Here is a 23,308-nt window from a genome sequence, read left to right as displayed (position 1 = left end):
TGTCGTGCCAGCGCCGGTCGCGACAGAAGAACCGAGTGTGGGCATATAAGCCCGGCTAAGCCATCCACCCGGTTCTCCGTACCATACGTATATTACATTGTAATCTTGACTATTGCGGCAGGACAGTTAACTGTTTCTACAGCTTCAATACCGTGCCCAGGTTCCTCTCCAGTGCTGAGTCAAAGATATACTTCGCCATGGCCACGTCACAGACAGACATGCCTATGTTAGAGCATACGATCAGTTCATCCTTCCGTTCTCTGCCTTCTTTGATACCAGCCACAATCTCTCCTGTCTCCGCATATATCTCAGGCAGCCCGTCCGGAAAATATCCCATGCTGTCAAACAGCACATGCTCATCCCGGCTGTCAACGATATACTTGTCGGCATTCCTCTGGATATCCGCCTCCCAGAACGTATTCAGGTCACACGGCAGGATTGTCTGTCCTGCATGTACCCACTCCTTCTTCACGACGGCCATATTCTCTCTTGTGATGATAGTCGCAGAACTCATGACATCACAGTTTTCTGCCACATCCTTGGGTGATGCTGCCATGATCAGCTCGATTCCGTCTACTTCATCCTTTACCTGTTCTACGAGCCGCTCCATAGTCTCTCGTCTCACGTCATAGACATATATTTTTTTCAAGTTTTTCAGCTTATGGACGATATATCTCACATGTCCGATTCCCTGAACGCCACACCCGAACATGCCGAACGTCTCAGCATCGGGGTGGAGTGCCGCAGCAGCAATCGAAGTAACTGCCGGAGTACGCATCGCTGTGAGCCATGCCCCGTCCATGATGACCATCGGGAACCCTGTCAGTATTTCATTGAGAATCATAAGCCCTGATGTCTGTGGGAGCCCATATTCTTTCGGATTCCTAGGATAACACTCTATCCATTTCTCTCCACACGCCATCTGTCCCGGTACATAGGCAGGCATTGCATGATAGAACACGTCATCATACGGGTGGATTCCAATCTTTGCCGGCATCTCATACTCTTTCCTGCCGTGGGCATCCAGCGTCTTTTCTATAATTTCGAGCGTCTGCTTCACATCCGGGCCTGCCTCGATGCACTGGTCCTTCGTCAGATAGAGAATCTCGCTTCCTATCTTGATTTTCGATTCGATTTTGTCCTTTTCCTTCTTCAGCATTTCATCCAGGTTCATAGTAGTTCCTCCTTTACAAGTTTTCAGTGAACAGTGTCATACCAATTATTAATCGCGATTAATTTTGGGCAGAATGATTACTTTACAAACCGGAAAACAATCTCTTCCAGACATTTCATAAACTCCTCAGCCTTTCCTGCGGCATCTGGTTCCTGCCCCTGCTGTCTGGCGTCCAGCAAATCCTTCAGATAACCTTTATACAGATGGATGCTCGCGCTGTTCAACAGCCTGGCGTCTTCGGCACTCAACCTATGATCCCTGACGCAGTTCTCAATCATCAGGTAATCCCGGTGGCTGAAATCACCATTAACAAATATAGCCTCCTTCCCCTTTTCAATCATGCCTATCTCTTCTGGGAATATCTCATAATATTCCCTCATTATCTGATCCAGCCTGCCGCTGTATTTACCAAAAAACAGATTGTCAAATATCTCAGGCTTTTCAAAGGAAGATTCGGCAAAGCACCTCCACACCGCAAAATGCAGCTTCAGGCTGTCTTCTATCCGGTCAAAGCACCCTGCAACTTCCCTGAGGTATCCGCTTAAGAACTGAAGTGACGCATACAGCACAAGCTCGTCAAGCCCCGTAAAATACCGATAGATGTTGGCAGGATTGCAGTCCATCATCTTTCCCAGACGCCGGATGCTCAATGCCTGGATCCCTTCCTTCGAAAGAACCTCATATGTAGCCTTAATAAACTGTTCTCTGGAAATATTCTCTTTCATACCCGCTCCGCAATCAATTATGTTGGCTCCATTATAGGCTTACACATTCATGAAGTCAAGATATATGCCCCAAATTACTTTGTCTATCTTCTGTCATTCGCCACGTTATGCCAGATATTGAAAACGGGGTCAGGCCCCTATGGAATATCCATAGGGGCCTGACCCCGTTTTCGTACATCTATTAAGCTATTCTATTATACAAGCTCAAGAAGAACTTCCATAGCCGCATCACCTTTACGCTGTCCAATCTTGACGATTCTCGTGTAACCGCCGTTACGTCCAACATATTTCGGTGCAATCTCATCAAACATCTTAGCGACAAGGTCGACTTCTTTCGTATTCTTCTTTCTTCCTGCCTGTGCGGCCGGAACTTCTTTTACAGGATACAGGACCTTCAGCATTTCACGTCTTGCGTGAAGCCTGCTTGGCATATCCTTCTTAATCTTCTTTTCAACTTCGTCGTAAACAGTAACTTTCTTTCCGTCTACTACTTCTTTCACTCTCTTGCCGTCCTTGTCCTTGCGGGCAACTTTGGCTTTGACAGTTACTTCTTCGAAGTTATCCTTTTCCTTTACAGCCATAGCGATAAGGCCTTCTGCCACTTTACGGATTTCTTTCGCTTTAGATTCTGTCGTAACAATCTTGCCATGGTTGAGCAATGCTGTTACCTGGTTTCTGATTAATGCTTTCCTCTGGCTTGATGTTCTGTCAAGCTTTCTATATTTTGCCATCTTTCTAATCCTCCATTATCCAACATCTGGTTATGCTTCTTCGGACTTACTAGCCAAATGCCCTGCCATGCTCTTTCGGTCTTACTGACAGCGTTATTATTGTTGTGGAAGCCGCTTGAACGTTAGTAGTTCAATCGGCATCGCAAATCACTTCGTGATTTGCTCTATTCTTCGCCTCTGCTCAGGCACAGGCCAAGTTCGTCTAACTTTGCTAACACTTCTTCCAGGGACTTGCGTCCCAGGTTTCGAACTTTCATCATATCTTCCGGTGTTCTGTTCGTCAGTTCTTCAACGGTATTGATTCCTGCTCTCTTCAGGCAGTTGTATGAGCGTACAGATAGCTCCAGTTCATCAATACTCATCTCCAGCACTTTTTCCTTCTCGTCGTCTTCCTTTTCAATCATGACTTCTGCCGCCTGGGCAACTTCTGAAAGGTCGATGAAGAGTTTAAGGTGTTCGCTAAGTACCTTGGCAGCCAGACTGACTGCTTCGTCCGGAAGCAAAGTTCCGTTGGTATATACGTCTAATGTCAATTTATCAAAGTCTGTAATCTGACCAACACGTGTATTTTCAACTGTAAGGTTCACACGCTCCACCGGGGTGTAAATTGAATCAATCGGAATTACTGCGATTGGTAACTCGTCGTTTTTATTCTTGTCAGCACTTACATATCCCCTGCCTTTTGTGATGGTAAGCTCCATGTATAACTTGCTGTCTGCCCCGCCATTCAGTGTCGCAATAACTGTTTCAGGATTCATGATCTCAATATCCTGATCCACCTGGATATCTGCCGCTGTTACAACACCCTCGCCTTCAAATTCGATATAGGCTGTCTTCGGCTCATCTGTCTCAGATGTGTTCTTGATAGCCAGCGATTTCAAATTCATGACGATTTCGGTAACATCTTCTTTCACGCCCGGGATTGAACTGAATTCGTGCAGCACGCCATCGATTTTCACCTGGCTGATTGCTGACCCCGGAAGAGAAGAAAGCATGATTCTGCGAAGAGAGTTACCCAATGTTGTACCATAACCTCTTTCCAGAGGTTCCACAACAAATCTTCCATACTTTTTATCTTCTGAAATCTCAGTTATTTCAATATTCGGTTTATTAAAATCAAACACTAAGTCCACCTCCTGTGGTGTTACGGGTTATTATTTAGAATATAATTCGACGATTAACATCTCGTCTACAGGAACATCGATTGCATCTCGTGCGGGAAGTTCCTTTACAGTCCCTTTCAGGTTTTCGGTATCTACTTCTAACCAGCCCGGAACCAGACGTCCTCCTGTAACCTCCAGGATTCCTTTGTATCTCGGAGAGCTTTTGTGTTTTTCTTTGATTTCAACAACATCACCGACTTTCACAATGTAAGAAGGGATGTTAATCTGTTTTCCGTTCACCATTACATGCTTGTGGTCGACAATCTGTCTTGCCTCACGTCTTGTTCTGGCAAGCCCCATACGGAATACGACATTGTCGAGTCTTGACTCAAGGAGAATCATCAGGTTCTCGCCGGTCATCCCGTTCATCTGCTTTGCTTTCTTGTAATAGTTTCTGAAAGGTTTCTCTAATACGCCATAGATAAATTTTGCTTTCTGCTTCTCACGTAACTGGAGACCATACTCGCTCATTTTTCTGTTAGACCTTTTTAACTGTCTGTTGGATTTTTTATCAATTCCTAAAAAGATTGGATCCATACCAAGTGAACGACATCTTTTAAGAACCGGAACTCTGTTTACTGCCATATCTACGATTTCCTCCTATTTATAACAGCGGATATCAGCAATCCGCTTCACTACTTGCTTAAAGTAAGCATCCGATCTTCGGCTGCTCACTAGACTCTTCTGCGTTTCGGTGGGCGGCAACCATTGTGTGGTACCGGAGTTACATCCTTGATGCTTGTAACATCAATTCCGCATGCCTGAAGTGCACGGATTGCTGCTTCTCTCCCTGAACCTGGTCCCTTAACCATAACGTCTACTGATTTCAAGCCATGTACCAATGCCGCTTTAGCTGCTGTCTCAGCTGCCATCTGAGCTGCATAAGGAGTAGATTTCCTTGAACCTCTAAATCCCAGACCGCCTGCACTTGCCCATGAAAGAGCATTACCCTGAGCATCTGTCAATGTAACAATCGTATTGTTAAATGATGACTGGATGTGTGCTTGTCCGCGTTCAACGTTTTTCTTGACACGTTTCTTTGTCACTTTCTTTGTAACTTTTTTTGCCATAATAAAACTAACCTACGCTTTCCTTTTTATTCATTAATGTGTTGCTTATTTCTTCTTATTCGCTACTGTTCTCTTAGGACCTTTTCTCGTTCTTGCGTTTGTCTTCGTCTTCTGTCCACGAACCGGAAGGCCTTTTCTGTGGCGGATACCTCTGTAGCATCCGATTTCCTGCAATCTCTTGATGTTCAGGGCAATCTCTCTTCTGAGGTCACCTTCTACTGTCTGGGTCTCTTCAATTACAGCACTGATCTTCTTAACGTCTTCGTCTGTAAGGTCTCTGCAGCGAATGTCAGGATTGACTCCTGCCTCGCTTAGGATACGTGTCGCACTCGTCCTTCCGATACCATAAATATAAGTAAGTCCGATTTCTACACGTTTGTCTCTTGGTAAGTCTACACCTGCTATACGAGCCATGTGAATTTCCTCCATTTTCTTTTTGATTGAATTCTTCCGTGCCATCTCGATTCCGCTTCGCTACATCTCGATGCGGGCTTTCGCCCTATACATCTTTCCCAATTTGTCTTTATGCAGGCAAGCCTGCAAAAGCCAATTGTGAAATCTGTGCACGTCTCATTTAGTTGCATATCGTCTCTAACTGGGGAGCTTTGTCTGCTCCCAGGCGTGTCGGTATGCACGCCCTTTCCGGCCACCGGATGTCTCCGTGATGACGGGCCGGTATTATAAGCAATATACGAGGATATTCACCGGCTAATGGTGCGTCCTTGTATATTTTAAATAGTCTACACACCTCCTGGTGTGTCTACTATCAGCCGCCTATTTTGTGTGCATAATTTGATAACATGGATAGAAAGTTCCGTGCGCCTAAGCTCGAAAATACTTCGCTAAGGCTTGGGAACGGTCTTCCCACTAAGTTTAAGCTTCGCTTTCACTAAGTGCTCGGTACCTAGCCTTGTCTCTGCTTATGCTTTGGATTCTCGCAGATAATGCGAACGCTTCCTTTTCTCTTAATTACTTTGCATTTTTCGCAAATTGGTTTTACTGATGATCTAACCTTCACGTCAAATCCTCCTTTCATCCATTGCTCTGCCTACGTTTTCGGCGCGTTTCCAGTTTTGCCCAGAAACACGCTTATATATTATAGCACCTGCCGTCAAACAAAGTCAATAGATATTTGAATATTATTTATCTCTCCAGATAATCCTTCCTTTTGAAAGGTCATACGGAGATAATTCCAATGTCACTTTGTCTCCGGGCAGTATCTTTATAAAGTTCATACGCAGCTTTCCGCTGATATGCGCGAGCACCTGGTGCCCGTTCTCAAGCTCTACCTGAAACATGGCATTAGGCAGTTTCTCCACTACTTTTCCTTCAATCTCAATTACGTCAGCTTTTGACATATTATAAATCCTCCTGATTCTCTCTATCCTTATTAAAATTTTTAAGTATCTGTTTTATAGCTGCATCATCTGCTGCTGTCACATCGAACTCCCTCCTGATAGGCTGTATATGCTTTTTTTTCTTCTTTTTCAGCCTTTCGAGAGTTCTAATCCTGCCGTCTGCTAAATATACATATGCATCATCGGTGTCCATTATAACATAAACCTGACCCTTATCATGACCCGCCTTTGATTTTGCTAGCATTCCTGTCTTTACTTCTTCCATATCTGATGTCCTCTTTACTTAAATCATTTCGATAAGGTCAAAAGTTTCGGTTCATCGTCTGTTATCAATACCGTATTTTCGTAATGGGCAGATAAAGCGCCATCCCTCGTGACCACGGTCCAGTCGTCGTCAAGCCAGTCTACTTCCCAGGTACCGGCATTGATCATCGGTTCTATCGCAAGTGTCATTCCTGCCTTGAGCTTCACGCCTTTTCTGTTCATCTCATAATTCGGTATCTCCGGTGCTTCATGCAGATTTGTTCCGATTCCGTGGCCGCACAGGTCACGTACCACCCCATAACCGAAGCTTTCTGCATATCTGCCAATAGCTGCCGAAATTTCAAATAGATAATTGCCTTCTTTTGCGTATTTTATACCTTCAAAGAAGCTTTCTCTGGTAACTTCTGCCAGTTTAGCGGCTTCTCTGCTTATTTCTCCGATGCCGTGCGTCCGTGCGGCATCGGAGTGATATCCCTTATATATGACCCCCGCGTCGAGGCTGACGATATCGCCCTCCTTTAGAATGCGGTGCTTATCTGGTATGCCATGCACGACTTCTTCATTGGCGGATACGCAGATAGATGCGGGATAGCCGTTGTAATCGAGGAAGGAAGGGATACAGCCATAGCTCCTTATCACTTCCTCCCCGAGTACGTCTATGTCCTTGGTACTCATACCTGGATGTAACGCTTTGGCAAGTTCATCGTGGACGATTTCCAGAATCCGTCCGGCTTCTGTCATCAATTCAATTTCCCTGCCCGATTTTATACTGATCGGCATAACCTACGCTCCTAAGATTTCTACAATTGCCCGGAAGACATCTTCGATATCCACAGTCCCGTCAACCGTCTTTAATATGCCGGCATTTGTATAGTAGTCTATCAGCGGCTGCGTCTGTTCATGGTATACGCCAAGACGCTTCTCCACCGTTTCCGGCTTGTCGTCATCACGGAGGATCAGGCCGCCCCCGCACGTGTCGCAGATGCCGTCCTTCTTTGTCGGCGCATACTCCAGATGATATGTGGCTCCACATGTCACGCAGGCACGGCGCCCACCCATCCGGCGTACGATATTCTCGTCCGGCACGTCTACGTCTATGGCAAAGTCCACCTTCTGCCCGAGCTCCGCGAGCGCTTTATCCAAAGCCTCTGCCTGTGGTATCGTCCTCGGGAAGCCGTCAAGCACATAGCCGTCGCGGCAGTCGTCCTGATTCACCCGGTCTACGACCAGATCCACTACCAGGTCGTCCGGCACGAGCAGCCCCTGATCCATATACGTCTTGGCTTTTTTGCCGAGCTCTGTACCATTCTTAATATTCGCTCTGAAGATATCACCAGTTGAAATGTGAGGAATACTGAATTTCGCGGCAATTTTCTTTGCCTGAGTTCCTTTGCCCGCCCCCGGCGCGCCTAACATAATAATTTTCATAATATGTGTTCCTCCTTATAGCATTTTAACCCGCAGAAAAAAATTCTGCGAGTTCAAAATGGTGTTAATTATTTAAAAATCCCTTGTAATTACGTACAAGCATCTGTGATTCTATCTGCTTCAGAGTCTCCAACACAACACTGACGATGATGATAAGCGACGTACCGCCGAACGATACTTTCGCCCCAAGCCAGCCGTTAAAAAATATTGGAACGATCTGTATAAGTACAAGGCCGCATGCTCCGACAAAAATAATATAATTCAATATTCTTGTCAAATATTCAACTGTCGGTTTTCCAGGGCGGATACCCGGTATAAATCCTCCGCTCTTCTTCATGTTGTTTGCTATCTCCAAAGGATTGAATGTAATGGATGTGTAGAAATAGGCAAAAAACACGGTGAGGATGATATATACGAGCAATCCCCAGGAATACTTCAGGTTTTCCGGGTTACACCAGTTCCCCTGATTCATGCCCCGCAGGATTTCACTTCCGATACCCGTTCCGCCGTCCTTTCCGAGGAAAGATGCGATTACGATTGGAAACTGCATCAGAGATGATGCAAATATAATCGGAATGACGCCCGCGGTATTAATCTTCAGCGGAATGTGCGTGGACTGTCCACCGAACGTTTTTCTCCCGACCACCTTTTGCGAATACTGTACCGCAATTCTTCTCTCACCGTCCTGAAGTACAATGACAAATACGACGAGAGCTATGATGATTGCCAGGATGATGACGACGGCCAGCCCTCCAGAGGCAAGGCTTTTTCCTTTGACGAACTGTTCAAACAGCGTTGTCATGTCGTTTGGAATACGAGAAATAATATTTATCACAAGTACGATAGAGATACCATTTCCGACTCCTTTTTCTGTAATCCTTTCACCAATCCACATCAGAAGCGCACTTCCGGCAGTCAGCGTCAGGACTACGATTGCCGCATTTACAAAGTTGTACTCGACAAGCAGTCCTCTCCGTCCAAAACCTACCGCCATCGCCGTAGATTCAATGAGGGCAAGGGCAACCGTGAGGTAACGTGTAATCGCTACAATCTTCTTTCTTCCATCCTCTCCTTCTTTCTGCATTTCCTCCAGCTTCGGAATCGCTATCGTAAGGAGCTGCATGATGATGGAAGAAGTAATGTATGGTGTAATACTTAGAGCGAACACAGACATCTGCTCAAAGGATCCACCGGTGAAAGCGTTAAACAAGTTAAACGCTTCCCCCGTATTCTGTGCAAAGAAATCTTTGATGTAACTTGGATCCACACCAGGTGTTGGCAGTTCAGATCCAATTCTTATCACGATTAACATCAAAAACGTATATCCGATTTTTTTGCGAATATCCTTTATTTGAAATGCCTTTCGGAAAGTTTCTAACATTAGATCACCTCTGCTTTTCCACCTAAAGCCTCAATCTTAGCAGCAGCGCCTGCACTGAACGCATTTGCCTGTACTGTAAGCTTCTTCGTCAGCTCCCCGTTGCCAAGGATCTTGACGCCGTCTTTCGGGTTCTTGACGATTCCCTGCTCCAGTAAAGTCTCAACTGAAACAACCGCATCGTTATCGAACACTTCAAGAGCGCTTACATTGATACCAACGATATCTTTAGAGTTTCTGTTCGTGAAACCTCTCTTTGGTATTCTTCTATATAACGGCATCTGGCCACCTTCAAAACCAGGTCTTGTAGCTCCTGAACGAGCTTTCTGGCCTTTATGTCCCTTGCCGGCCGTCTTACCATTTCCAGAGCCGTGTCCACGTCCTCTTCTGAAATTATCACTCTGTTTTGCGCCGTCAGCAGGTCTTAAGTTAGATAAGTCCATTGTGACACCTCCTATCTGATTGTTATTTTATGCTTCTTCAACTTTTACCAGGTGACAAACCTGTTTGATCATACCTCTTGTTGCTGCGTTATCCGGCAGTTCAACTGTCTTGTTCAACTTCTTAAGTCCTAAAGCTTCAACAGTCTTCTTATGCTTTGGTACAGCACCAATTGTAGATTTAACTAATGTGACTTTTAAATTTGCCATTATGATCTACCTCCTTAGCCTAAGATCTCTTCTACAGATTTACCGCGAAGCTTAGCTACTTCTTCCGGAGTCTTCAACTGGCGTAATCCGTCGATTGTAGCAAGAACTACGTTCTGCTTGTTGTTTGAACCAAGAGATTTTGTACGGATGTTCTTGATTCCCGCCATCTCGATTACAGCACGCGCCGGTCCTCCGGCGATAACTCCGGTACCATCCGGAGCCTTCTTAAGCAATACGGAAGCTCCTCCGAATTTACCGATAAAATCATGTGTAATACTATCGTTTTCATCTAATGCTACAGTAATAAGATTTTTAGCTGCATCTTCTTTTCCCTTGCGGATTGCCTCAGGGATTTCAGTAGCTTTTCCTAAACCTGCACCAACATGGCCGTTTCCGTCGCCTACAACTACTAAAGCTGTGAATCTGAAGTTACGACCACCCTTAACAACCTTGGTAACACGTTTAATTGATACCACTTTTTCATTTAATTCTAATTGACCAGCATCAATTCGTACTTGTTTCATGTGTGCTCCTCCTTCTAGAAATTCAAACCAGCTTCTCTAGCTGCGTCTGCTAATGCCTGAACTTTTCCCTGGTATATGAAGCCGCCTCGGTCAAAGACAACATCTTTAATACCTTTTTCGATTGCTTTTTCAGCAATCACTTTACCTAAATATGCTGCCGCTGCAACGTCGTTGGTTTTTTCCAGGTTTGCTTTCACATCTTTCTGAAGAGTGGAAGCTGCAACCAGAGTGCTGCCAACTGTATCGTCAATAATCTGTGCATACATATGATTATTGCTTCTGAATACGGCTAAACGCGGGCATTCAGACGTACCGCTGAAACGGTTACGTAATTTTCTGTGTTTATTAACACGAACTTTGCTTCTTGACTTTTTGCTAACCATTTTCACACTCTCCTTATTTATTTCTTACCAGTCTTACCAACTTTACGTCTGATAACTTCATCAGCATACTTGATACCCTTGCCCTTGTATGGCTCCGGTCTTCTCTTGTCTCTGATCTCAGCTGCGTATTGGCCTACTTTTTCTTTATCGATACCTTTGACGATGATCTTGTTCTGGCCTTCCATGACCGTCTCAACACCTTCCGGATCCGTCATTTCTACCGGATGGGAGTATCCAAGATTCAATGTCAGCTTGTTTCCTGATTTTGCCGCCCTGTATCCAACACCGTTCACTTCCAGAACCTTCTGGTATCCGTCCGTTACGCCTACAACCATGTTGTTGACGAGTGTTCTTGTAAGACCATGTAAAGATTTCATCTTCTTCAAGTCGTTCGGTCTTGTAACAACGATTGTATCGCCTTCCTGCTTGATTTCCATCTCTACAGGAAGCTCTTTTTCAAGGGTTCCCTTCGGACCTTTAACAGTCACTTTATTATTCTCTGCAATCTCAACAGTTACACCTGCCGGAACTGCAATTGGCAGTCTTCCTATACGTGACATACCTGTTCCTCCTTAACTTAAATTCTCGGAACGGGAGCTTAGCCCGCTCTGTTTTCAGTTGCATTACCTCTTTCACCCATTGCATGCTACCAGATGAAAGCCAATACTTCTCCGCCTACGCCGAGCTTTCTTGCTTCTTTATCTGTGATGACGCCCTGGTTTGTCGATATGATTGCCGTTCCGAGTCCGCCTAATACTTTAGGAAGCTCGGCACTGTTAGCGTACACACGAAGACCTGGTTTAGAGATTCTCTTAAGCCCTGTGATAACTTTCTCATTCTTGTCTGCACCGTATTTTAACGTGATGTGGATTGTCTTGAACACGCCGTCTTCTACGATATCGTATTTCTGGATATAACCCTCATCTAACAGGATGTTCGCAATAGCGGTCTTCATCTTTGATGCAGGTACATCTACTGTATCATGTTTGGCAGTATTAGCATTACGGATTCTCGTAAGCATATCTGCGATTGGATCACTCATAGTCATTTATCCTATACCTCCTTTTTTGTGGAAGTTCTTCTCGCTAAGCTCACATAGATGTGTCGCTAAGCTCCAAGAACGGCCTTGCACTAAGTTCGAGCTTCGCCTGACGGCTCGCTTTCACTAAGTCGCTTTCGGCCTACCAGCTTGCTTTCTTAACGCCTGGGATCTGTCCTTTATATGCCAACTCGCGGAAGCAAACACGGCAGATTCCATATTTTCTTAAATATGCGTGCGGTCGTCCGCAGATTCTGCAACGATTGTATTCTCTTGTGGAGAACTTCTGCTTACGCTGCTGTTTTACTTTCATTGCTGTCTTAGCCATAATTTACCTCCTTATTTTGTAAATGGCATGTTGAACTGTGTTAACAATTCACGCGCCTCTTCGTCTGTCTTTGCAGTTGTAACAAAGATGATATCCATCCCTCTCACCTTATCTATCTTATCGTATTCAATCTCAGGGAAGATGAGCTGCTCCTTGATTCCAAGGGCATAGTTTCCTCTGCCGTCGAACGCGTTCGGGTTGACCCCTCTGAAGTCACGTACACGAGGTAATGCAAGGTTGATCAGACGGTCAACAAATTCATACATCTTTTCTCCTCTTAAAGTAACTTTACATCCGATTGGCATTCCTTCTCTTAACTTGAAGTTCGCTACAGATTTCTTTGCTTTACAGATAACTGCTTTCTGTCCTGTGATCTTCTCCAGGTCAGCTACTGCCGACTCTAAGATCTTAGCATTGTCTTTTGCCTCGCCAACACCCATGTTGATAACAACTTTTTCAAGTTTTGGCACTTCCATAATATTTTTATAACCGAACTTTTTATTCATCGCCTCGACGATTTCGTTCTGGTAATGTTCTTTCAGTCTACTCAAAGTCATGGACCTCCTTCCTCAAATTAATCAATCACTTCGCCTGTTGATTTAGCGTAACGTACTTTCTTGTCGCCTTCCATCTTGAATCCGACTCTCGTGGCCTGACCCTTGTGGACATACATTACATTAGAAACATCGATAGGCCCTTCCTGATGGACGATGCCGCCATTCTGATTAGAAGCACTGGGTTTCGTGTGCTTTGTCAGCATGTTGACTCCTTCAACGACAACCTTACCGTCTTTCTGGTTAACGGCTACTACTTTGCCTTCTTTGTCTTTATCTTTACCGGCAATCACTTTTACCGTGTCGCCTTTTTTAATTTTTAACATTGACATCTTACGCGCACCTCCTTATAGTACTTCCGGAGCCAGAGATACAATTCTCATGAACTGCTTCTCACGGAGCTCTCTTGCTACTGGCCCGAAGATACGGGTTCCTCTTGGTGTCTTGTCATCTTTTATAATAACAGCAGCATTTTCGTCGAAACGGATATAAGAACCGTCTTTACGGCGTGTACTGTATACAGTACGAACAACTACAGCTTTTACTACATCGCCTTTTTTAACAACGCCGCCTGGTGTTGCATCTTTAACAGTCGCAACGATTATGTCGCCGATGCTTGCATATCTTCTTGTCGAGCCGCCAAGCACACGGATGCACAGTAACTCTTTGGCACCTGTATTGTCTGCTACTTTAAGTCTGCTTTCTTGCTGTATCATGCAGGTTTCCCTCCTTATACTATTTCACTTTTTCCATAACTTCTACAAGTCTCCATCTCTTGTCTTTAGACAGAGGTCTTGTTTCCATAACTTTTACTTTGTCGCCAATGTTGCATTCATTTGCTTCATCATGTGCTTTCAGCTTGTATGTTCTCTTTACGATCTTCTTGTAAAGCGGATGTTTTACATGATCTTCTACTGCAACTACTATGGTCTTATCCATTTTATTGCTGACAACCTTGCCCACGCGGGTTTTTCTAAGATTTCTTTCCACAGTTTAAGCTCCTTTCCGGATTATTCCGCAGCATTTGCCTTCTCGGTAATTACTGTCTGAATTCTGGCAATGTTTCTTCTTACTTCTTTAATTCTGCTTGTATTGTCTAACTGGTTTGTTGCGTTCTGGAATCTTAAGTTAAAAAGTTCCTTCTTAGCAGCTACTAATTCTTCATTCAGCTCTGCAGCTGATTTTGTTTTTAAATCTTCTACAAATGCATTAATTTTCACTGTTATCACCGCCTTCTAAGTCTGCGCGAGAAACTACTTTACATTTACATGGCAGCTTGTGAGTAGCCAGACGAAGCGCTTCTCTTGCAACTTCTTCGGATACGCCCGCGATTTCAAACATGACGCGGCCTGGCTTGACAACTGCTACCCAGTACTCTAAGGTTCCTTTACCAGAACCCATACGTGTTTCAGCTGGTTTCGTAGTTACAGGTTTATCAGGGAATATTTTAATCCATACTTTACCGCCACGCTTGATATAACGTGTCATAGCGATACGGGCAGCCTCTATCTGGTTGGAACGAATCCAGCAGGGCTCCATGGCAACGATACCATATTCACCGTTTGTAATCTTGTTTCCACGAAGCGCTTTTCCCTTCATGGAACCACGGAATTGTTTACGACGTTTAACTCTTTTTGGCATTAACATTATTTATCGCTCCCTTCCTTTGCTGCTTTTTCCGGAAGAACTTCGCCTTTGTAAATCCATACCTTCACACCAACTTTGCCGTAGGTAGTGTTAGCCTCAGCGAATCCGTAGTCAATGTCTGCTCTCAGTGTCTGAAGAGGAATCGTACCCTCGCTGTAGAACTCCGTACGGGCCATATCTGCTCCGCCGAGTCTTCCTGATACGGAAGTCTTAACACCGAGCGCTCCTGATTTCATAGTTCTGGACATGCAGGACTTCATCGCACGTCTGAAAGATATACGGTTCTCCAGCTGCTGCGCAATGTTCTCAGCCACGAGCTGAGCATCTTTGTCCGGTCTCTTGATTTCTTTGATGTCTACAACCAATTTCTTATCTGTGAACTGCCTAAGCTCACCTTTTACTTTCTCAATCTCAGATCCGCCTTTACCGATCACGACACCTGGCTTAGCTGTATAGATGATAATCTTCACGCGGTCGGATGCTCTCTCGATTTCAATACCGGAGATACCTGCGCTGTATAATCTTTTCTTAAGATACGTTCTGATTTCATGGTCTTCCACAAGGTAATCGGCGAATTCTTTCTCTGCATACCACTTAGAATCCCAATCTTTAATAATGCCGACTCTTAAACCATGAGGATTAACTTTCTGTCCCATGTCTGCCCTCCTTATCTTTCATCAAGCACAAGTGTGATGTGGCTCATTCGTTTCTCAATTCTGTAAGCCCTTCCCTGCGCTCTAGGTCTGATTCTCTTCATTGTTGGTCCTTTGTTTGCATAAGCTTCTGCAATGTAAAGGTTCTCAGCGTTCATGCCGTTGTTGTTCTCAGCATTCGCGATTGCAGATTCTAATAATTTCTTTATTAAGCTGGAAGCATATCTTGGATTATAAGTTAAAATACCAAGCGCTGTTGTTACATCCTTGCCTCTGATGGCATCTAATACGAAACATGCTTTCTGGACAGAAACTCTTGCATAAGATAACTTTGCAGAAGGTCTTGTGTCTTTGTTAGCATTTCTCTCTCTCTTGATTTGGGATCTGTGTCCTTTTGCCATGGATGAACCCTCCTTTCGAATATATGGTTACTATCTTACTTTAGATTTCTTTTCGTCTTTTCCATGTCCTCTGTATGTCCTTGTCGCAACAAACTCACCGAGCTTGTGTCCGACCATATCCTCTGTCACATATACAGGTACATGTTTTCTTCCGTCATGAACGGCTATTGTATGTCCAACCATGCTTGGGAAGATTGTAGAACGGCGAGACCAAGTCTTGATGACAGACTTATCTCCGGCTGCGTTCATTGCATCAACCTTCTTGAGCAGGCTTGCGTCTGCGAATGGTCCTTTTTTAATAGAACGTGACATAAGTTCTAACCTCCTTGAAAACTGAATTATTTAATCGCTTTACCATCTCTTCTTCTTACAATCATCTTGTTAGAAGCTTTGTTTTTCTTTCTCGTCTTAAGACCAAGTGCTGGCTTGCCCCAAGGTGTACATGGACCCGGACGTCCGATTCCCGTCTTACCTTCACCACCACCGTGTGGATGGTCATTCGGGTTCATGACAGAACCACGTACGGTAGGTCTGAAGCCCATATGGCGCTTACGTCCTGCTTTACCGATGTTGATCAGGTTGTGGTCTCCGTTTCCTACGACGCCTACAGATGCTCTGCAGATGATTGGGACCATTCTCATCTCCCCTGACGGAAGTCTCAGAGTTGCATATTTTCCTTCTTTGGCCATCAGCTGAGCGCTGTTGCCTGCGGAACGGACAAGCTGTCCGCCTTTTCCCGGATACATCTCCACGTTGTGGACCTGCGTACCTACCGGAATCTCAGAAAGAGGAAGGCAGTTGCCGGCTTTCACCTCTGCTTCAGGACCGTTCATGACCTTCATGCCCGCTTTCAATCCTTCTGGTGCAAGGATATAGGCTTTCTCGCCGTCTGCGTAGCAGATCAGTGCGATGTTGGCTGTTCTGTTCGGATCATACTCGATTCCTACTACAGTTGCCGGAATACCGTCTTTCTTTCTCTTGAAGTCGATGATTCTATATTTTTTCTTAGCTCCGCCTCCGCGGTGCCTAACTGTTATCTTACCTTGATTATTACGTCCTGCCTGTCTGCTCTTTGGAGCTAACAGAGATTTCTCTGGAGTTGTCTTCGTGATTTCCGCGAAATCAGACCCAGTCATCTGTCTTCTGGAAGGCGTATATGGGTTATATGTTTTGATTCCCATGATTACTTCTCCTTTCAATACTTGTTTAATGTCACGGTTGCTATCCGTATGGTCAGGGTACCTCTAATGAATCTCCAGTTCCGTGCGCCTAAGTTCAGCTTACGCCTCCGGCCCGGCTTCACTAATGCTTGGGAACGGCCTTCTCACTAGACTCAAGTTGGCGCCGACGCTTGACTTTCGTCAAGTGTCCAGTGCCTACAGCCCCTCGAAAATCTCGATATCTTTGCTGTCCTCCGTAAGCTGGACAACTGCTTTCTTTGTCTTTGCAGTCATACCGAACTTCATCGTACCGCGCACTCTTTTCTTCTTTCCTGCCCGGTTCATCGTGTTGACACTCTTTACCTTGGCACCGTCGAACATCTTCTCAACAGCTTCTTTTACCTGAGACTTTGTAGCCTGTGGGTGTACAAGGAATGTATATTTCTTCTCACCCATAAGCTCCATGCTCTTCTCTGTAACTACCGGCTTAAGGATTACATCATAATATTTAATATCAGCCATTATGCGTACACCTCCTCGATTCCGGCAACAGCAGCTTTCGTTGCAATTACCGTGTTGTATTTTAAGATATCATACACATTAATCGTATTAGTCTTTGTCGTCTTGATGTCCGCTACGTTTCTTGCTGACAGCTCAACATTTCTATTGCCGTCTTCTAATACTACTAATGCTTTAGATACATCCAGGTTCTTCAATACATTTACAAAATTCTTTGTCTTGATCTCGTCAAATGCGATTTCATCGACAACGATGAATTTCTTCTCTTCTACTTTAGAAGTAAGGGCAGATTTAAGAGCAGCCCTCTTCTCTTTCTTATTCATCTTGAATGAATAATCTCTCGGTGTCGGGGCGAATACAACTCCACCGCCTGTCCATTGAGGAGCTCTGGTAGATCCCTGTCTTGCATGACCGGTCCCTTTCTGCCTCCATGGTTTTCTTCCGCCGCCGGAAACTTCAGAACGTGTCTTAGCCTTCTGCGTTCCCTGACGTTTATTTGCAAGCTGACTTACAACTGCCATGTGTACGAGGTGCTCGTTTACTTCCACACCAAATACCGCATCGTTCAAGTCGATAGTGCCAACTTCTTTACCTTCGATATTATAAACAGATACGTTTGCCATCTCTAGTTTCCTCCTTCCTGAGTCCAAGCTTAGACTGCTTTGACTGCTTCTTTAATTGTTACTAAAGATTTCTTTGGTCCCGGTACGGAACCTTTTACTAAGAGCAGATTGTTCTCAGCATCTACGCGTACAACTTCAAGATTCTGAATCGTGATTCTCTTGCTTCCCATATGTCCAGGCATCTTCTTGCCTTTGAATACCTTACTCGGGTCAGAAGCAGCACCGTTGGAACCTGCGTGGCGATGGAACTTGGAACCATGTGTCATCGGTCCTCTGTGCTGGTTATGTCTCTTGATTGCACCCTGGAAACCTTTACCCTTTGATATCGCTGTCGCGTCGATCTTATCGCCAGCTGCAAAGATGTCAGCTTTGATTTCCTGTGCAAGCTCATATTCAGATGCATTTTCAAATTTGAACTCTCTTACAAATCTCTTGCCGGTTACTCCTGCTTTTGCAAAATGTCCCTGCTCTGCTTTTGTAACTCCATGGCGGTGAACGATCTCTTTCTTCCCGCTCTTGTCTTTGTTGACAGTTTTGTCTTTCTTGTCAACGAAGCCGACCTGCACTGCATCGTAACCGTCATTCTCAGCCGTCTTAACCTGTGTTACGACACAAGGTCCGGCCTGAAGTACCGTTACAGGTGTAAGTGAACCGTCTTCGTTGAAGATCTGAGTCATTCCGACTTTCGTAGCTAAAATAGCTTTCTTCATTATAATTACCTCCTGTGATTTACAGCGGAACGCCGCTATGGACGTTCATCCTAAATTTTAGGAATTACTGCGTCTTATTTGTTTTTCATTTTGATATCAATGTACACGCCTGCCGGCATCTCCAGTCTGGATAATGCATCTACAGTCTTCTGTGTAGGTGTGATGATATCGATAAGTCTCTTATGAGTCCTCTGCTCGAACTGCTCTCTGGAATCTTTGTACTTGTGAACCGCTCTTAAGATTGTGACTACTTCCTTCTTTGTAGGAAGTGGCACCGGTCCGCTCACCTGTGATCCATTTTTCTTTACAGTTTCGATGATTTTCTTTGCGGATGCATCAACGAGCTGATGATCATACGCCTTCAATGTGATTCTCATTACTTGACTTGCCATAAAAAAAGTCGCCTCCTTTTCGTACTTATAACTTCAGTACGACAAGCGGTGACTGTACACTCTCCCGTGTGTGTCGTGAGAAACTCACACGTTGTTACCACATTCCAGTGGCCGTTATAGTTCGTACAGTGACTTGTCGCCAGTTTCCTAACTTGACATTCGCTCCACGGAAAACCTGCCGTCTATGGGCAGCAACCTCACGCTTCTACGCTATCAATGTCACAGCTTTTTTAGTATATATGAAACAAACGCTTTTTGCAAGGTTTTTTGTGCAGATATTGTATTTTTTTTGATACAATACCTCCTATCGCATACGGCCCAAACCTTAATATCATAATTCCTTTTTCACTTCCGTCGATTCGATTATGTCATCAAATACAGGTTCCCACATATCTCTTTCCTCCAAATTACAGTAACATGCATAGAGATACTGCCGGCCAAAACATTCAAACGTAACCATCATATGGAACCAGCTCTTCCCTTCCGTTTCTGAACTGTAGCATAGTTTAACCATATCGATATCATGTATCCGGTTTTCCCAAATTCCAATCCCTTCAAAACCCTGCTCCTCCGATTGCACGGCAGCATACATCTCCTTCATACGCTGCTTCTAAATACTAAAGGTTTTCTTTATTTTCTCCATCACTTTCATCCTTTGCATATTCTAACTCATATATCTCTATCGTTTCTCTTAACCTGCAGCATTCCTTTTGAAGCGTCTTGACGTGCTCGTCCATCTGCGCTTCTGCGGCGGCGGCACAGCGACGCATCCTTTCCGCACGGCCTTCTATCCTTCCTGAGAATTCATCCCCGTTCCCCTCGCTAACAATACGTCCCAGCAGCGCAAAGATGTCCCTGTGCCGCTGCTGCGCCTCTTCACGGCAGTATTCTATCTTCTTGAGCTCTTCTTCCGTCTCTGCCAGCTGAATCTCCAGTTTCCTACGTCCCTCTTCGTATTCTACACAATGCTTATCCATTTCGTCCGCTCTTCACCTCCATCGTATCGACGATATCGTTAAATACAGCCTCCCAAATGTGTCTTTCTTCTATATTACAGTACCCTGCAAAAAGATACTGCCTGCCGAACGCTTCAAATGTGACAAGCATGTGGAACCACCCGGCATCTCCAGACAAAGAACTGTAACATAATTTTCCCATATGTATATCATGCACCTCTTTTTCCCATATGCCAATCTTGCTAAAACCGCACTCTTTCTTGCTCAATACCCAGTACAGTTCCTTCAGGCACTGCTTTATCCCTTTTGGCTCTGACGGCCTCATCTTAAAGGCAGCATAAACTTCCATATCATTGACAAACACGACATCCGGATATATCTCTTCCACTCCTTCGGGCATCCTCCCTGTGACGCTTTGTATAAAGTCCGGCGGAAGCGCCGCATCAAGTGTATCACCGCATAATTTTACCTTATTTTTAATATTCATATGGCTGATTGCTCCTTTTCGTTTGAATAACCGTTTATTAAATCCGGCTAAGCTTATTCTATCTGTTCTTCCCCATACCACTGTGCATCAGTTAGTTCAAAATATCTATTATCAGTATTTGTATCAATAAGTGTTATTTTTTCTCCATCTAATTCTCTTTTTACCACTTCACGCACATAACAGTCCTCCGGCGCTATACCGGTAACGGGCTGTATCTCAAACAAGCATCCTATGATGACCTGAGCGTACATTCCCCACTCTAACGACGTAATCTCGCACCCCTCTTTTAAAATATATGTTACTTTTGTAAAATCCTTATTTATTGTTATCTCCAGCCCTCTATCCCATCCATCTTCTATTCGCTTATTCAGGGCATCTTCACTCGTACTTATCCAGTTCTCCAATTGCTTACCCGTCACGGTCATCGAGAGCGTTCCATCCTCATTTAATTTGGCCTCTTCGTATAACTCATGTCCATAGTTTCCTTCTTCCAGTTCCTGCATCACATCTTCGGGAGTCTCAGTTGATGATTGGGATAAACCGACTAGAAAAGCGGGCTGTATGAACTCCATCGTCTCTCCTTCCGGAATCTTTATCTTGCGTTCCACCTTCACTTCATCATGCTGCAGGTTCGTTTTAACCGGCCATAGCTCCAGTCCTCGTTCATATGCATATTTTACATATAATAGCACCAGTATCATGACTGCCATGCTGATATATCCAAGGGCCCTTTTTATCTTCTCCATCTCCCTTTCCCCTCCGCTCGTTATGATTATATTATCGACGTAGGTGCTCTGGCTGATAACCGTAGAAATGCCCCTGGAGAGCTATAAATGCCTTTGTTATTCTGTAAATTAAAGATTATTGAGCCACCTATGCCTACTCTATTTCTTCTTCCCCATACCACTGTGCATCTGTTACCTCATAATACGCTCCCGGAGACACTGCATCAATAATCACCACTCCGTCCGACTCCCTTTTTACCACTTCACGTACATGGCAGTCTTCCGGCGCTATACCAGTGAAGGACTGTATCTCAAACAAGCATCCCATGATGACCTGAGCATCTATGAGCCACTCAAGTGAGGATTTCTTACACCCCTTCTTTAATGTATACGTTACTTTTGTAAAGTCTTTATTGATTTTTATCTCCATGCCTTTATCTTTATTAGCCTCTATTCTCCTATTTATGGCCTCTTCGCTCGTACTTATCCAGTTCTCCAACTGCTTACCCGTCACGGTCATGGAGCGCGTTCCATCCTCATTTAATTTGGCCTCTTCATACAACTCATGTCCATAGTTTCCTTCTTCCAGTTCCTCCATTACATCTTCGGGAGTCTCTGTGGACGATTGGCATAGGCCGATCAGAAAAGCGGGCTGTATAAACTCCATCGTCTCTCCTTCCGGAATCTTTATCTTGCGTTCCACCTTCACTTCATCATGCTGCAGGTTCGTTTTAACCGGCCATAGCTCCAGTCCTCGTTCATATGCATATTTTACATATAATAGCACCAGTATCATGACTGCCATGCTGATATATCCAAGGGCCCTTTTAATCTTCTCCATCTCTCTATCCCCCTCCGCCCATTATGATTATATTGCCGACACGGGTACTTTGACCGATAACTGTAGTAAAACCCCTGGAGATTCATAGATTTTCTTTTGTGATTCTGTAATTTTAAGTGCACAATTCTTACCATACTTATTCTGTTTCTCCTGACCCGTACCACTCTGCATCAGTGATTTCAAAATATCTATTTTGGGAATCTGTATCAATAATTACTTTTCCATCTGTTTCTCTCTTTACCACTTCACGCACATAACAGTCTTCCTGAGCCACTCCCGTAAAAACTTGTGCCTCAAATAAACTTCCTAGAATAACCTGTGCATCCATCCCCCATCCCATGAAGGATGTCTCGTATCCTTCTTTCATTATGTATGTTACTTTTGTATAGTCTTTTTTTATTTTTATCTCCATGTTTTTTTCTCTATTATTTTCTATTCTTGTGTTTATGGCATGTTCTCTTGTGCTTATCCAGCGCTCCAATTGTTTCCCGGTCACAGTCATGGTAAGGGTTCCATCCCCATTGTCTTCAAGCTTTTCAAACCACGAATGGTCTTCATTTCCATCTTCTAATCCCTCGATTGAATCATCTATCGTCCCAGTTGAAGAATGATATAAACCAACCAAAAATGCTGGCAATATAAACTCTTTCGTTTTTCCTTCAGGAATTTTTATTTTGCGTTCTATTTTCACTTCATCGTTCCACAAATTTGTTTTGACCGGCAGCAACTTGCTTCCTTGTTCATACGCGTATATAATATATAGCAATAGCAGTATCGTAACCGTTAAACCGATATATCCAAAGACTCTTTTTTCCCTGTCCATCCCTTTCCTTATCCTCTCCTACAATTATATTACTGGTACAGGTACTCCCACTGGAATCGGTAGTAGAATACCCTGTAATTCCAAGACTTCCTTTGGCACATCTGTAATTTCCAGTTCGTAAGCTTCCATTAGGCTCTCCTCCCAGTCCGTTTTGGTCTGTCGAAATTCCAGACCGATTTTACTGGTAACAAAACATCTATCTCTATAAGCCGTCGTGGCTCCCCACTCAATTTTTGTCGATTCTTCTTTCGCAGAATAAAATATTTCTGTATATGCAGTCGAATTGCTGTTCAAATCGAAAGAATACTTAATACCAGTTTCTGTACCGCTCTTTTTCGCCTCCAGATTCCCAATCTTCACTCCCCAATCGGCCAATATCTCCCTGTTCTTTGATATGGCCACATCTACGGAATGGGGATTCTCCAGATCCGTCCCTATGCGCTTTGCCACTCCCCCATACAGCACAAGCCCATCTGCCAACGGTATCCTCATCTCCCCGTCCAGCATCTGCACCGACAGGTTCGGGATATATTTCCCGATCAACTTCGCCACCTTGTCGACATACTCCAGCTGTTCTTCTGCATCAAGCGCCATGAACTCCT

At 44.4% G+C, this 23,308-nt stretch carries 41 protein-coding genes; all 41 read right to left on the bottom strand.

What is annotated here, in order from left to right:
• Nucleotides 1–136: 136 nt before the first annotated feature.
• The gene (locus HJV72_RS13425) at nucleotides 137–1,174 is read right to left on the bottom strand and encodes an ornithine cyclodeaminase family protein (RefSeq protein WP_208071616.1); all 1,038 of its coding nucleotides are present in this window, start codon (nucleotides 1,172–1,174) and stop codon (nucleotides 137–139) included.
• A 77-nt stretch (nucleotides 1,175–1,251) separates the two neighbouring features.
• Complete coding sequence (locus HJV72_RS13420) at nucleotides 1,252–1,899, bottom strand: TetR/AcrR family transcriptional regulator (protein ID WP_208071614.1); 648 nt, start codon at nucleotides 1,897–1,899, stop codon at nucleotides 1,252–1,254.
• 194 nt (nucleotides 1,900–2,093) lie between these two features.
• Nucleotides 2,094–2,630, bottom strand: a complete 537-nt coding sequence (locus tag HJV72_RS13415; protein ID WP_208071613.1) for a bL17 family ribosomal protein — start codon at nucleotides 2,628–2,630, stop codon at nucleotides 2,094–2,096.
• Between the two features lie 164 nt (nucleotides 2,631–2,794).
• Nucleotides 2,795–3,754, bottom strand: coding sequence for a DNA-directed RNA polymerase subunit alpha (locus HJV72_RS13410; protein ID WP_040435987.1), 960 nt, complete (start codon nucleotides 3,752–3,754; stop codon nucleotides 2,795–2,797).
• Nucleotides 3,755–3,784: 30 nt separating this feature from the next.
• A complete protein-coding gene (gene rpsD, locus HJV72_RS13405; protein WP_208071611.1) occupies nucleotides 3,785–4,378 on the bottom strand; it encodes a 30S ribosomal protein S4 in 594 nt (197 codons plus the stop codon).
• Nucleotides 4,379–4,467: 89 nt separating this feature from the next.
• A complete protein-coding gene (gene rpsK / locus HJV72_RS13400; RefSeq protein WP_004607272.1) occupies nucleotides 4,468–4,863 on the bottom strand; it encodes a 30S ribosomal protein S11 in 396 nt (131 codons plus the stop codon).
• A gap of 45 nt (nucleotides 4,864–4,908) precedes the next feature.
• Entirely contained in the window at nucleotides 4,909–5,277 is a 369-nt protein-coding gene (rpsM, locus tag HJV72_RS13395; RefSeq protein WP_066572577.1) for a 30S ribosomal protein S13, read from the bottom strand.
• Between the two features lie 490 nt (nucleotides 5,278–5,767).
• On the bottom strand, nucleotides 5,768–5,881 hold the full coding sequence (gene rpmJ / locus HJV72_RS13390) for a 50S ribosomal protein L36 (protein ID WP_005339020.1): 114 nt from the start codon (nucleotides 5,879–5,881) through the stop codon (nucleotides 5,768–5,770).
• Nucleotides 5,882–6,002: 121 nt separating this feature from the next.
• The gene (infA, locus tag HJV72_RS13385; RefSeq protein ID WP_006445018.1) at nucleotides 6,003–6,221 is read right to left on the bottom strand and encodes a translation initiation factor IF-1; all 219 of its coding nucleotides are present in this window, start codon (nucleotides 6,219–6,221) and stop codon (nucleotides 6,003–6,005) included.
• A 1-nt stretch (nucleotide 6,222) separates the two neighbouring features.
• Complete coding sequence (locus tag HJV72_RS13380; RefSeq protein WP_066572575.1) at nucleotides 6,223–6,486, bottom strand: KOW domain-containing RNA-binding protein; 264 nt, start codon at nucleotides 6,484–6,486, stop codon at nucleotides 6,223–6,225.
• 23 nt (nucleotides 6,487–6,509) lie between these two features.
• Nucleotides 6,510–7,265 (bottom strand): type I methionyl aminopeptidase, encoded by a 756-nt coding sequence (map, locus tag HJV72_RS13375; RefSeq protein ID WP_208071609.1) that lies wholly within the window; start codon nucleotides 7,263–7,265, stop codon nucleotides 6,510–6,512.
• Nucleotides 7,266–7,268: 3 nt separating this feature from the next.
• A complete protein-coding gene (locus HJV72_RS13370; protein WP_208071607.1) occupies nucleotides 7,269–7,913 on the bottom strand; it encodes an adenylate kinase in 645 nt (214 codons plus the stop codon).
• A 64-nt stretch (nucleotides 7,914–7,977) separates the two neighbouring features.
• Complete coding sequence (gene secY / locus HJV72_RS13365) at nucleotides 7,978–9,294, bottom strand: preprotein translocase subunit SecY (RefSeq protein WP_049729982.1); 1,317 nt, start codon at nucleotides 9,292–9,294, stop codon at nucleotides 7,978–7,980.
• Entirely contained in the window at nucleotides 9,294–9,734 is a 441-nt protein-coding gene (gene rplO / locus HJV72_RS13360; RefSeq protein ID WP_049729981.1) for a 50S ribosomal protein L15, read from the bottom strand. The genes secY and rplO overlap by 1 nt, the downstream gene beginning before the upstream one ends.
• Before the next feature lie 27 nt (nucleotides 9,735–9,761).
• Nucleotides 9,762–9,941, bottom strand: a complete 180-nt coding sequence (rpmD, locus tag HJV72_RS13355) for a 50S ribosomal protein L30 (protein WP_049729980.1) — start codon at nucleotides 9,939–9,941, stop codon at nucleotides 9,762–9,764.
• Nucleotides 9,942–9,955: 14 nt separating this feature from the next.
• Nucleotides 9,956–10,465 carry a 30S ribosomal protein S5 gene (gene rpsE, locus HJV72_RS13350; RefSeq protein ID WP_006445011.1) on the bottom strand — a complete coding sequence of 170 codons (510 nt, stop codon included), beginning with the start codon at nucleotides 10,463–10,465 and terminating at the stop codon, nucleotides 9,956–9,958.
• A 14-nt stretch (nucleotides 10,466–10,479) separates the two neighbouring features.
• Nucleotides 10,480–10,848: a 50S ribosomal protein L18 gene (gene rplR / locus HJV72_RS13345; RefSeq protein ID WP_208071605.1), complete on the bottom strand. Its 369-nt coding sequence runs from the start codon at nucleotides 10,846–10,848 to the stop codon at nucleotides 10,480–10,482.
• A 17-nt stretch (nucleotides 10,849–10,865) separates the two neighbouring features.
• Entirely contained in the window at nucleotides 10,866–11,408 is a 543-nt protein-coding gene (rplF, locus tag HJV72_RS13340) for a 50S ribosomal protein L6 (protein ID WP_208071603.1), read from the bottom strand.
• 86 nt (nucleotides 11,409–11,494) lie between these two features.
• Complete coding sequence (gene rpsH / locus HJV72_RS13335; RefSeq protein WP_049729977.1) at nucleotides 11,495–11,896, bottom strand: 30S ribosomal protein S8; 402 nt, start codon at nucleotides 11,894–11,896, stop codon at nucleotides 11,495–11,497.
• Nucleotides 11,897–12,029: 133 nt separating this feature from the next.
• Nucleotides 12,030–12,215 carry a type Z 30S ribosomal protein S14 gene (locus HJV72_RS13330; RefSeq protein WP_006427396.1) on the bottom strand — a complete coding sequence of 62 codons (186 nt, stop codon included), beginning with the start codon at nucleotides 12,213–12,215 and terminating at the stop codon, nucleotides 12,030–12,032.
• A gap of 11 nt (nucleotides 12,216–12,226) precedes the next feature.
• Entirely contained in the window at nucleotides 12,227–12,766 is a 540-nt protein-coding gene (gene rplE / locus HJV72_RS13325) for a 50S ribosomal protein L5 (protein WP_066581209.1), read from the bottom strand.
• A 23-nt stretch (nucleotides 12,767–12,789) separates the two neighbouring features.
• On the bottom strand, nucleotides 12,790–13,101 hold the full coding sequence (rplX, locus tag HJV72_RS13320; RefSeq protein ID WP_132277254.1) for a 50S ribosomal protein L24: 312 nt from the start codon (nucleotides 13,099–13,101) through the stop codon (nucleotides 12,790–12,792).
• 15 nt (nucleotides 13,102–13,116) lie between these two features.
• On the bottom strand, nucleotides 13,117–13,485 hold the full coding sequence (gene rplN / locus HJV72_RS13315; protein WP_208071602.1) for a 50S ribosomal protein L14: 369 nt from the start codon (nucleotides 13,483–13,485) through the stop codon (nucleotides 13,117–13,119).
• A 19-nt stretch (nucleotides 13,486–13,504) separates the two neighbouring features.
• Nucleotides 13,505–13,759 (bottom strand): 30S ribosomal protein S17, encoded by a 255-nt coding sequence (gene rpsQ, locus HJV72_RS13310; RefSeq protein ID WP_006445004.1) that lies wholly within the window; start codon nucleotides 13,757–13,759, stop codon nucleotides 13,505–13,507.
• Nucleotides 13,760–13,779: 20 nt separating this feature from the next.
• Nucleotides 13,780–13,989 carry a 50S ribosomal protein L29 gene (gene rpmC, locus HJV72_RS13305; protein ID WP_006445003.1) on the bottom strand — a complete coding sequence of 70 codons (210 nt, stop codon included), beginning with the start codon at nucleotides 13,987–13,989 and terminating at the stop codon, nucleotides 13,780–13,782.
• Nucleotides 13,979–14,416 carry a 50S ribosomal protein L16 gene (gene rplP, locus HJV72_RS13300; RefSeq protein WP_006445002.1) on the bottom strand — a complete coding sequence of 146 codons (438 nt, stop codon included), beginning with the start codon at nucleotides 14,414–14,416 and terminating at the stop codon, nucleotides 13,979–13,981. The genes rpmC and rplP overlap by 11 nt, the downstream gene beginning before the upstream one ends.
• Complete coding sequence (gene rpsC, locus HJV72_RS13295; protein ID WP_208071600.1) at nucleotides 14,416–15,072, bottom strand: 30S ribosomal protein S3; 657 nt, start codon at nucleotides 15,070–15,072, stop codon at nucleotides 14,416–14,418. The genes rplP and rpsC overlap by 1 nt, the downstream gene beginning before the upstream one ends.
• An 11-nt stretch (nucleotides 15,073–15,083) precedes the next feature.
• A complete protein-coding gene (rplV, locus tag HJV72_RS13290) occupies nucleotides 15,084–15,470 on the bottom strand; it encodes a 50S ribosomal protein L22 (RefSeq protein WP_004607294.1) in 387 nt (128 codons plus the stop codon).
• Between the two features lie 30 nt (nucleotides 15,471–15,500).
• Nucleotides 15,501–15,782, bottom strand: coding sequence for a 30S ribosomal protein S19 (gene rpsS / locus HJV72_RS13285; protein WP_066572538.1), 282 nt, complete (start codon nucleotides 15,780–15,782; stop codon nucleotides 15,501–15,503).
• Between the two features lie 26 nt (nucleotides 15,783–15,808).
• A complete protein-coding gene (rplB, locus tag HJV72_RS13280; protein WP_208071598.1) occupies nucleotides 15,809–16,651 on the bottom strand; it encodes a 50S ribosomal protein L2 in 843 nt (280 codons plus the stop codon).
• Nucleotides 16,652–16,846: 195 nt separating this feature from the next.
• Nucleotides 16,847–17,152 carry a 50S ribosomal protein L23 gene (rplW, locus tag HJV72_RS13275; protein ID WP_208071596.1) on the bottom strand — a complete coding sequence of 102 codons (306 nt, stop codon included), beginning with the start codon at nucleotides 17,150–17,152 and terminating at the stop codon, nucleotides 16,847–16,849.
• A complete protein-coding gene (gene rplD, locus HJV72_RS13270) occupies nucleotides 17,152–17,772 on the bottom strand; it encodes a 50S ribosomal protein L4 (RefSeq protein WP_208071594.1) in 621 nt (206 codons plus the stop codon). The genes rplW and rplD overlap by 1 nt, the downstream gene beginning before the upstream one ends.
• Before the next feature lie 29 nt (nucleotides 17,773–17,801).
• Nucleotides 17,802–18,482 (bottom strand): 50S ribosomal protein L3, encoded by a 681-nt coding sequence (gene rplC, locus HJV72_RS13265; protein WP_208071592.1) that lies wholly within the window; start codon nucleotides 18,480–18,482, stop codon nucleotides 17,802–17,804.
• A gap of 74 nt (nucleotides 18,483–18,556) precedes the next feature.
• Nucleotides 18,557–18,874, bottom strand: a complete 318-nt coding sequence (gene rpsJ, locus HJV72_RS13260; protein ID WP_004607300.1) for a 30S ribosomal protein S10 — start codon at nucleotides 18,872–18,874, stop codon at nucleotides 18,557–18,559.
• A gap of 331 nt (nucleotides 18,875–19,205) precedes the next feature.
• Nucleotides 19,206–19,475, bottom strand: a complete 270-nt coding sequence (locus tag HJV72_RS13255; protein WP_208071590.1) for a hypothetical protein — start codon at nucleotides 19,473–19,475, stop codon at nucleotides 19,206–19,208.
• Nucleotides 19,476–19,491: 16 nt separating this feature from the next.
• Nucleotides 19,492–19,851 (bottom strand): hypothetical protein, encoded by a 360-nt coding sequence (locus tag HJV72_RS13250; RefSeq protein WP_208071588.1) that lies wholly within the window; start codon nucleotides 19,849–19,851, stop codon nucleotides 19,492–19,494.
• Nucleotides 19,844–20,317, bottom strand: coding sequence for a hypothetical protein (locus HJV72_RS13245; RefSeq protein ID WP_208071586.1), 474 nt, complete (start codon nucleotides 20,315–20,317; stop codon nucleotides 19,844–19,846). Before HJV72_RS13245 ends, HJV72_RS13250 begins: the two co-directional genes overlap by 8 nt.
• 53 nt (nucleotides 20,318–20,370) lie before the next feature.
• Nucleotides 20,371–21,063 (bottom strand): hypothetical protein, encoded by a 693-nt coding sequence (locus HJV72_RS13240; RefSeq protein WP_208071584.1) that lies wholly within the window; start codon nucleotides 21,061–21,063, stop codon nucleotides 20,371–20,373.
• Between the two features lie 133 nt (nucleotides 21,064–21,196).
• Nucleotides 21,197–21,883: a hypothetical protein gene (locus tag HJV72_RS13235; RefSeq protein ID WP_208071582.1), complete on the bottom strand. Its 687-nt coding sequence runs from the start codon at nucleotides 21,881–21,883 to the stop codon at nucleotides 21,197–21,199.
• A gap of 136 nt (nucleotides 21,884–22,019) precedes the next feature.
• On the bottom strand, nucleotides 22,020–22,706 hold the full coding sequence (locus tag HJV72_RS13230; RefSeq protein ID WP_208071580.1) for a hypothetical protein: 687 nt from the start codon (nucleotides 22,704–22,706) through the stop codon (nucleotides 22,020–22,022).
• 24 nt (nucleotides 22,707–22,730) lie between these two features.
• A partial coding sequence (locus HJV72_RS13225; protein WP_208071578.1) for a hypothetical protein occupies nucleotides 22,731–23,308 on the bottom strand: 578 nt, incomplete at its 5' end.

It is taken from the genome of Extibacter sp. GGCC_0201 (assembly GCF_017566055.1).
GTDB lineage: Bacteria > Bacillota > Clostridia > Lachnospirales > Lachnospiraceae > Extibacter.
Note: the sequence above shows the minus strand (reverse complement) of the source record. Positions and strands in the feature narration are given on the sequence as shown.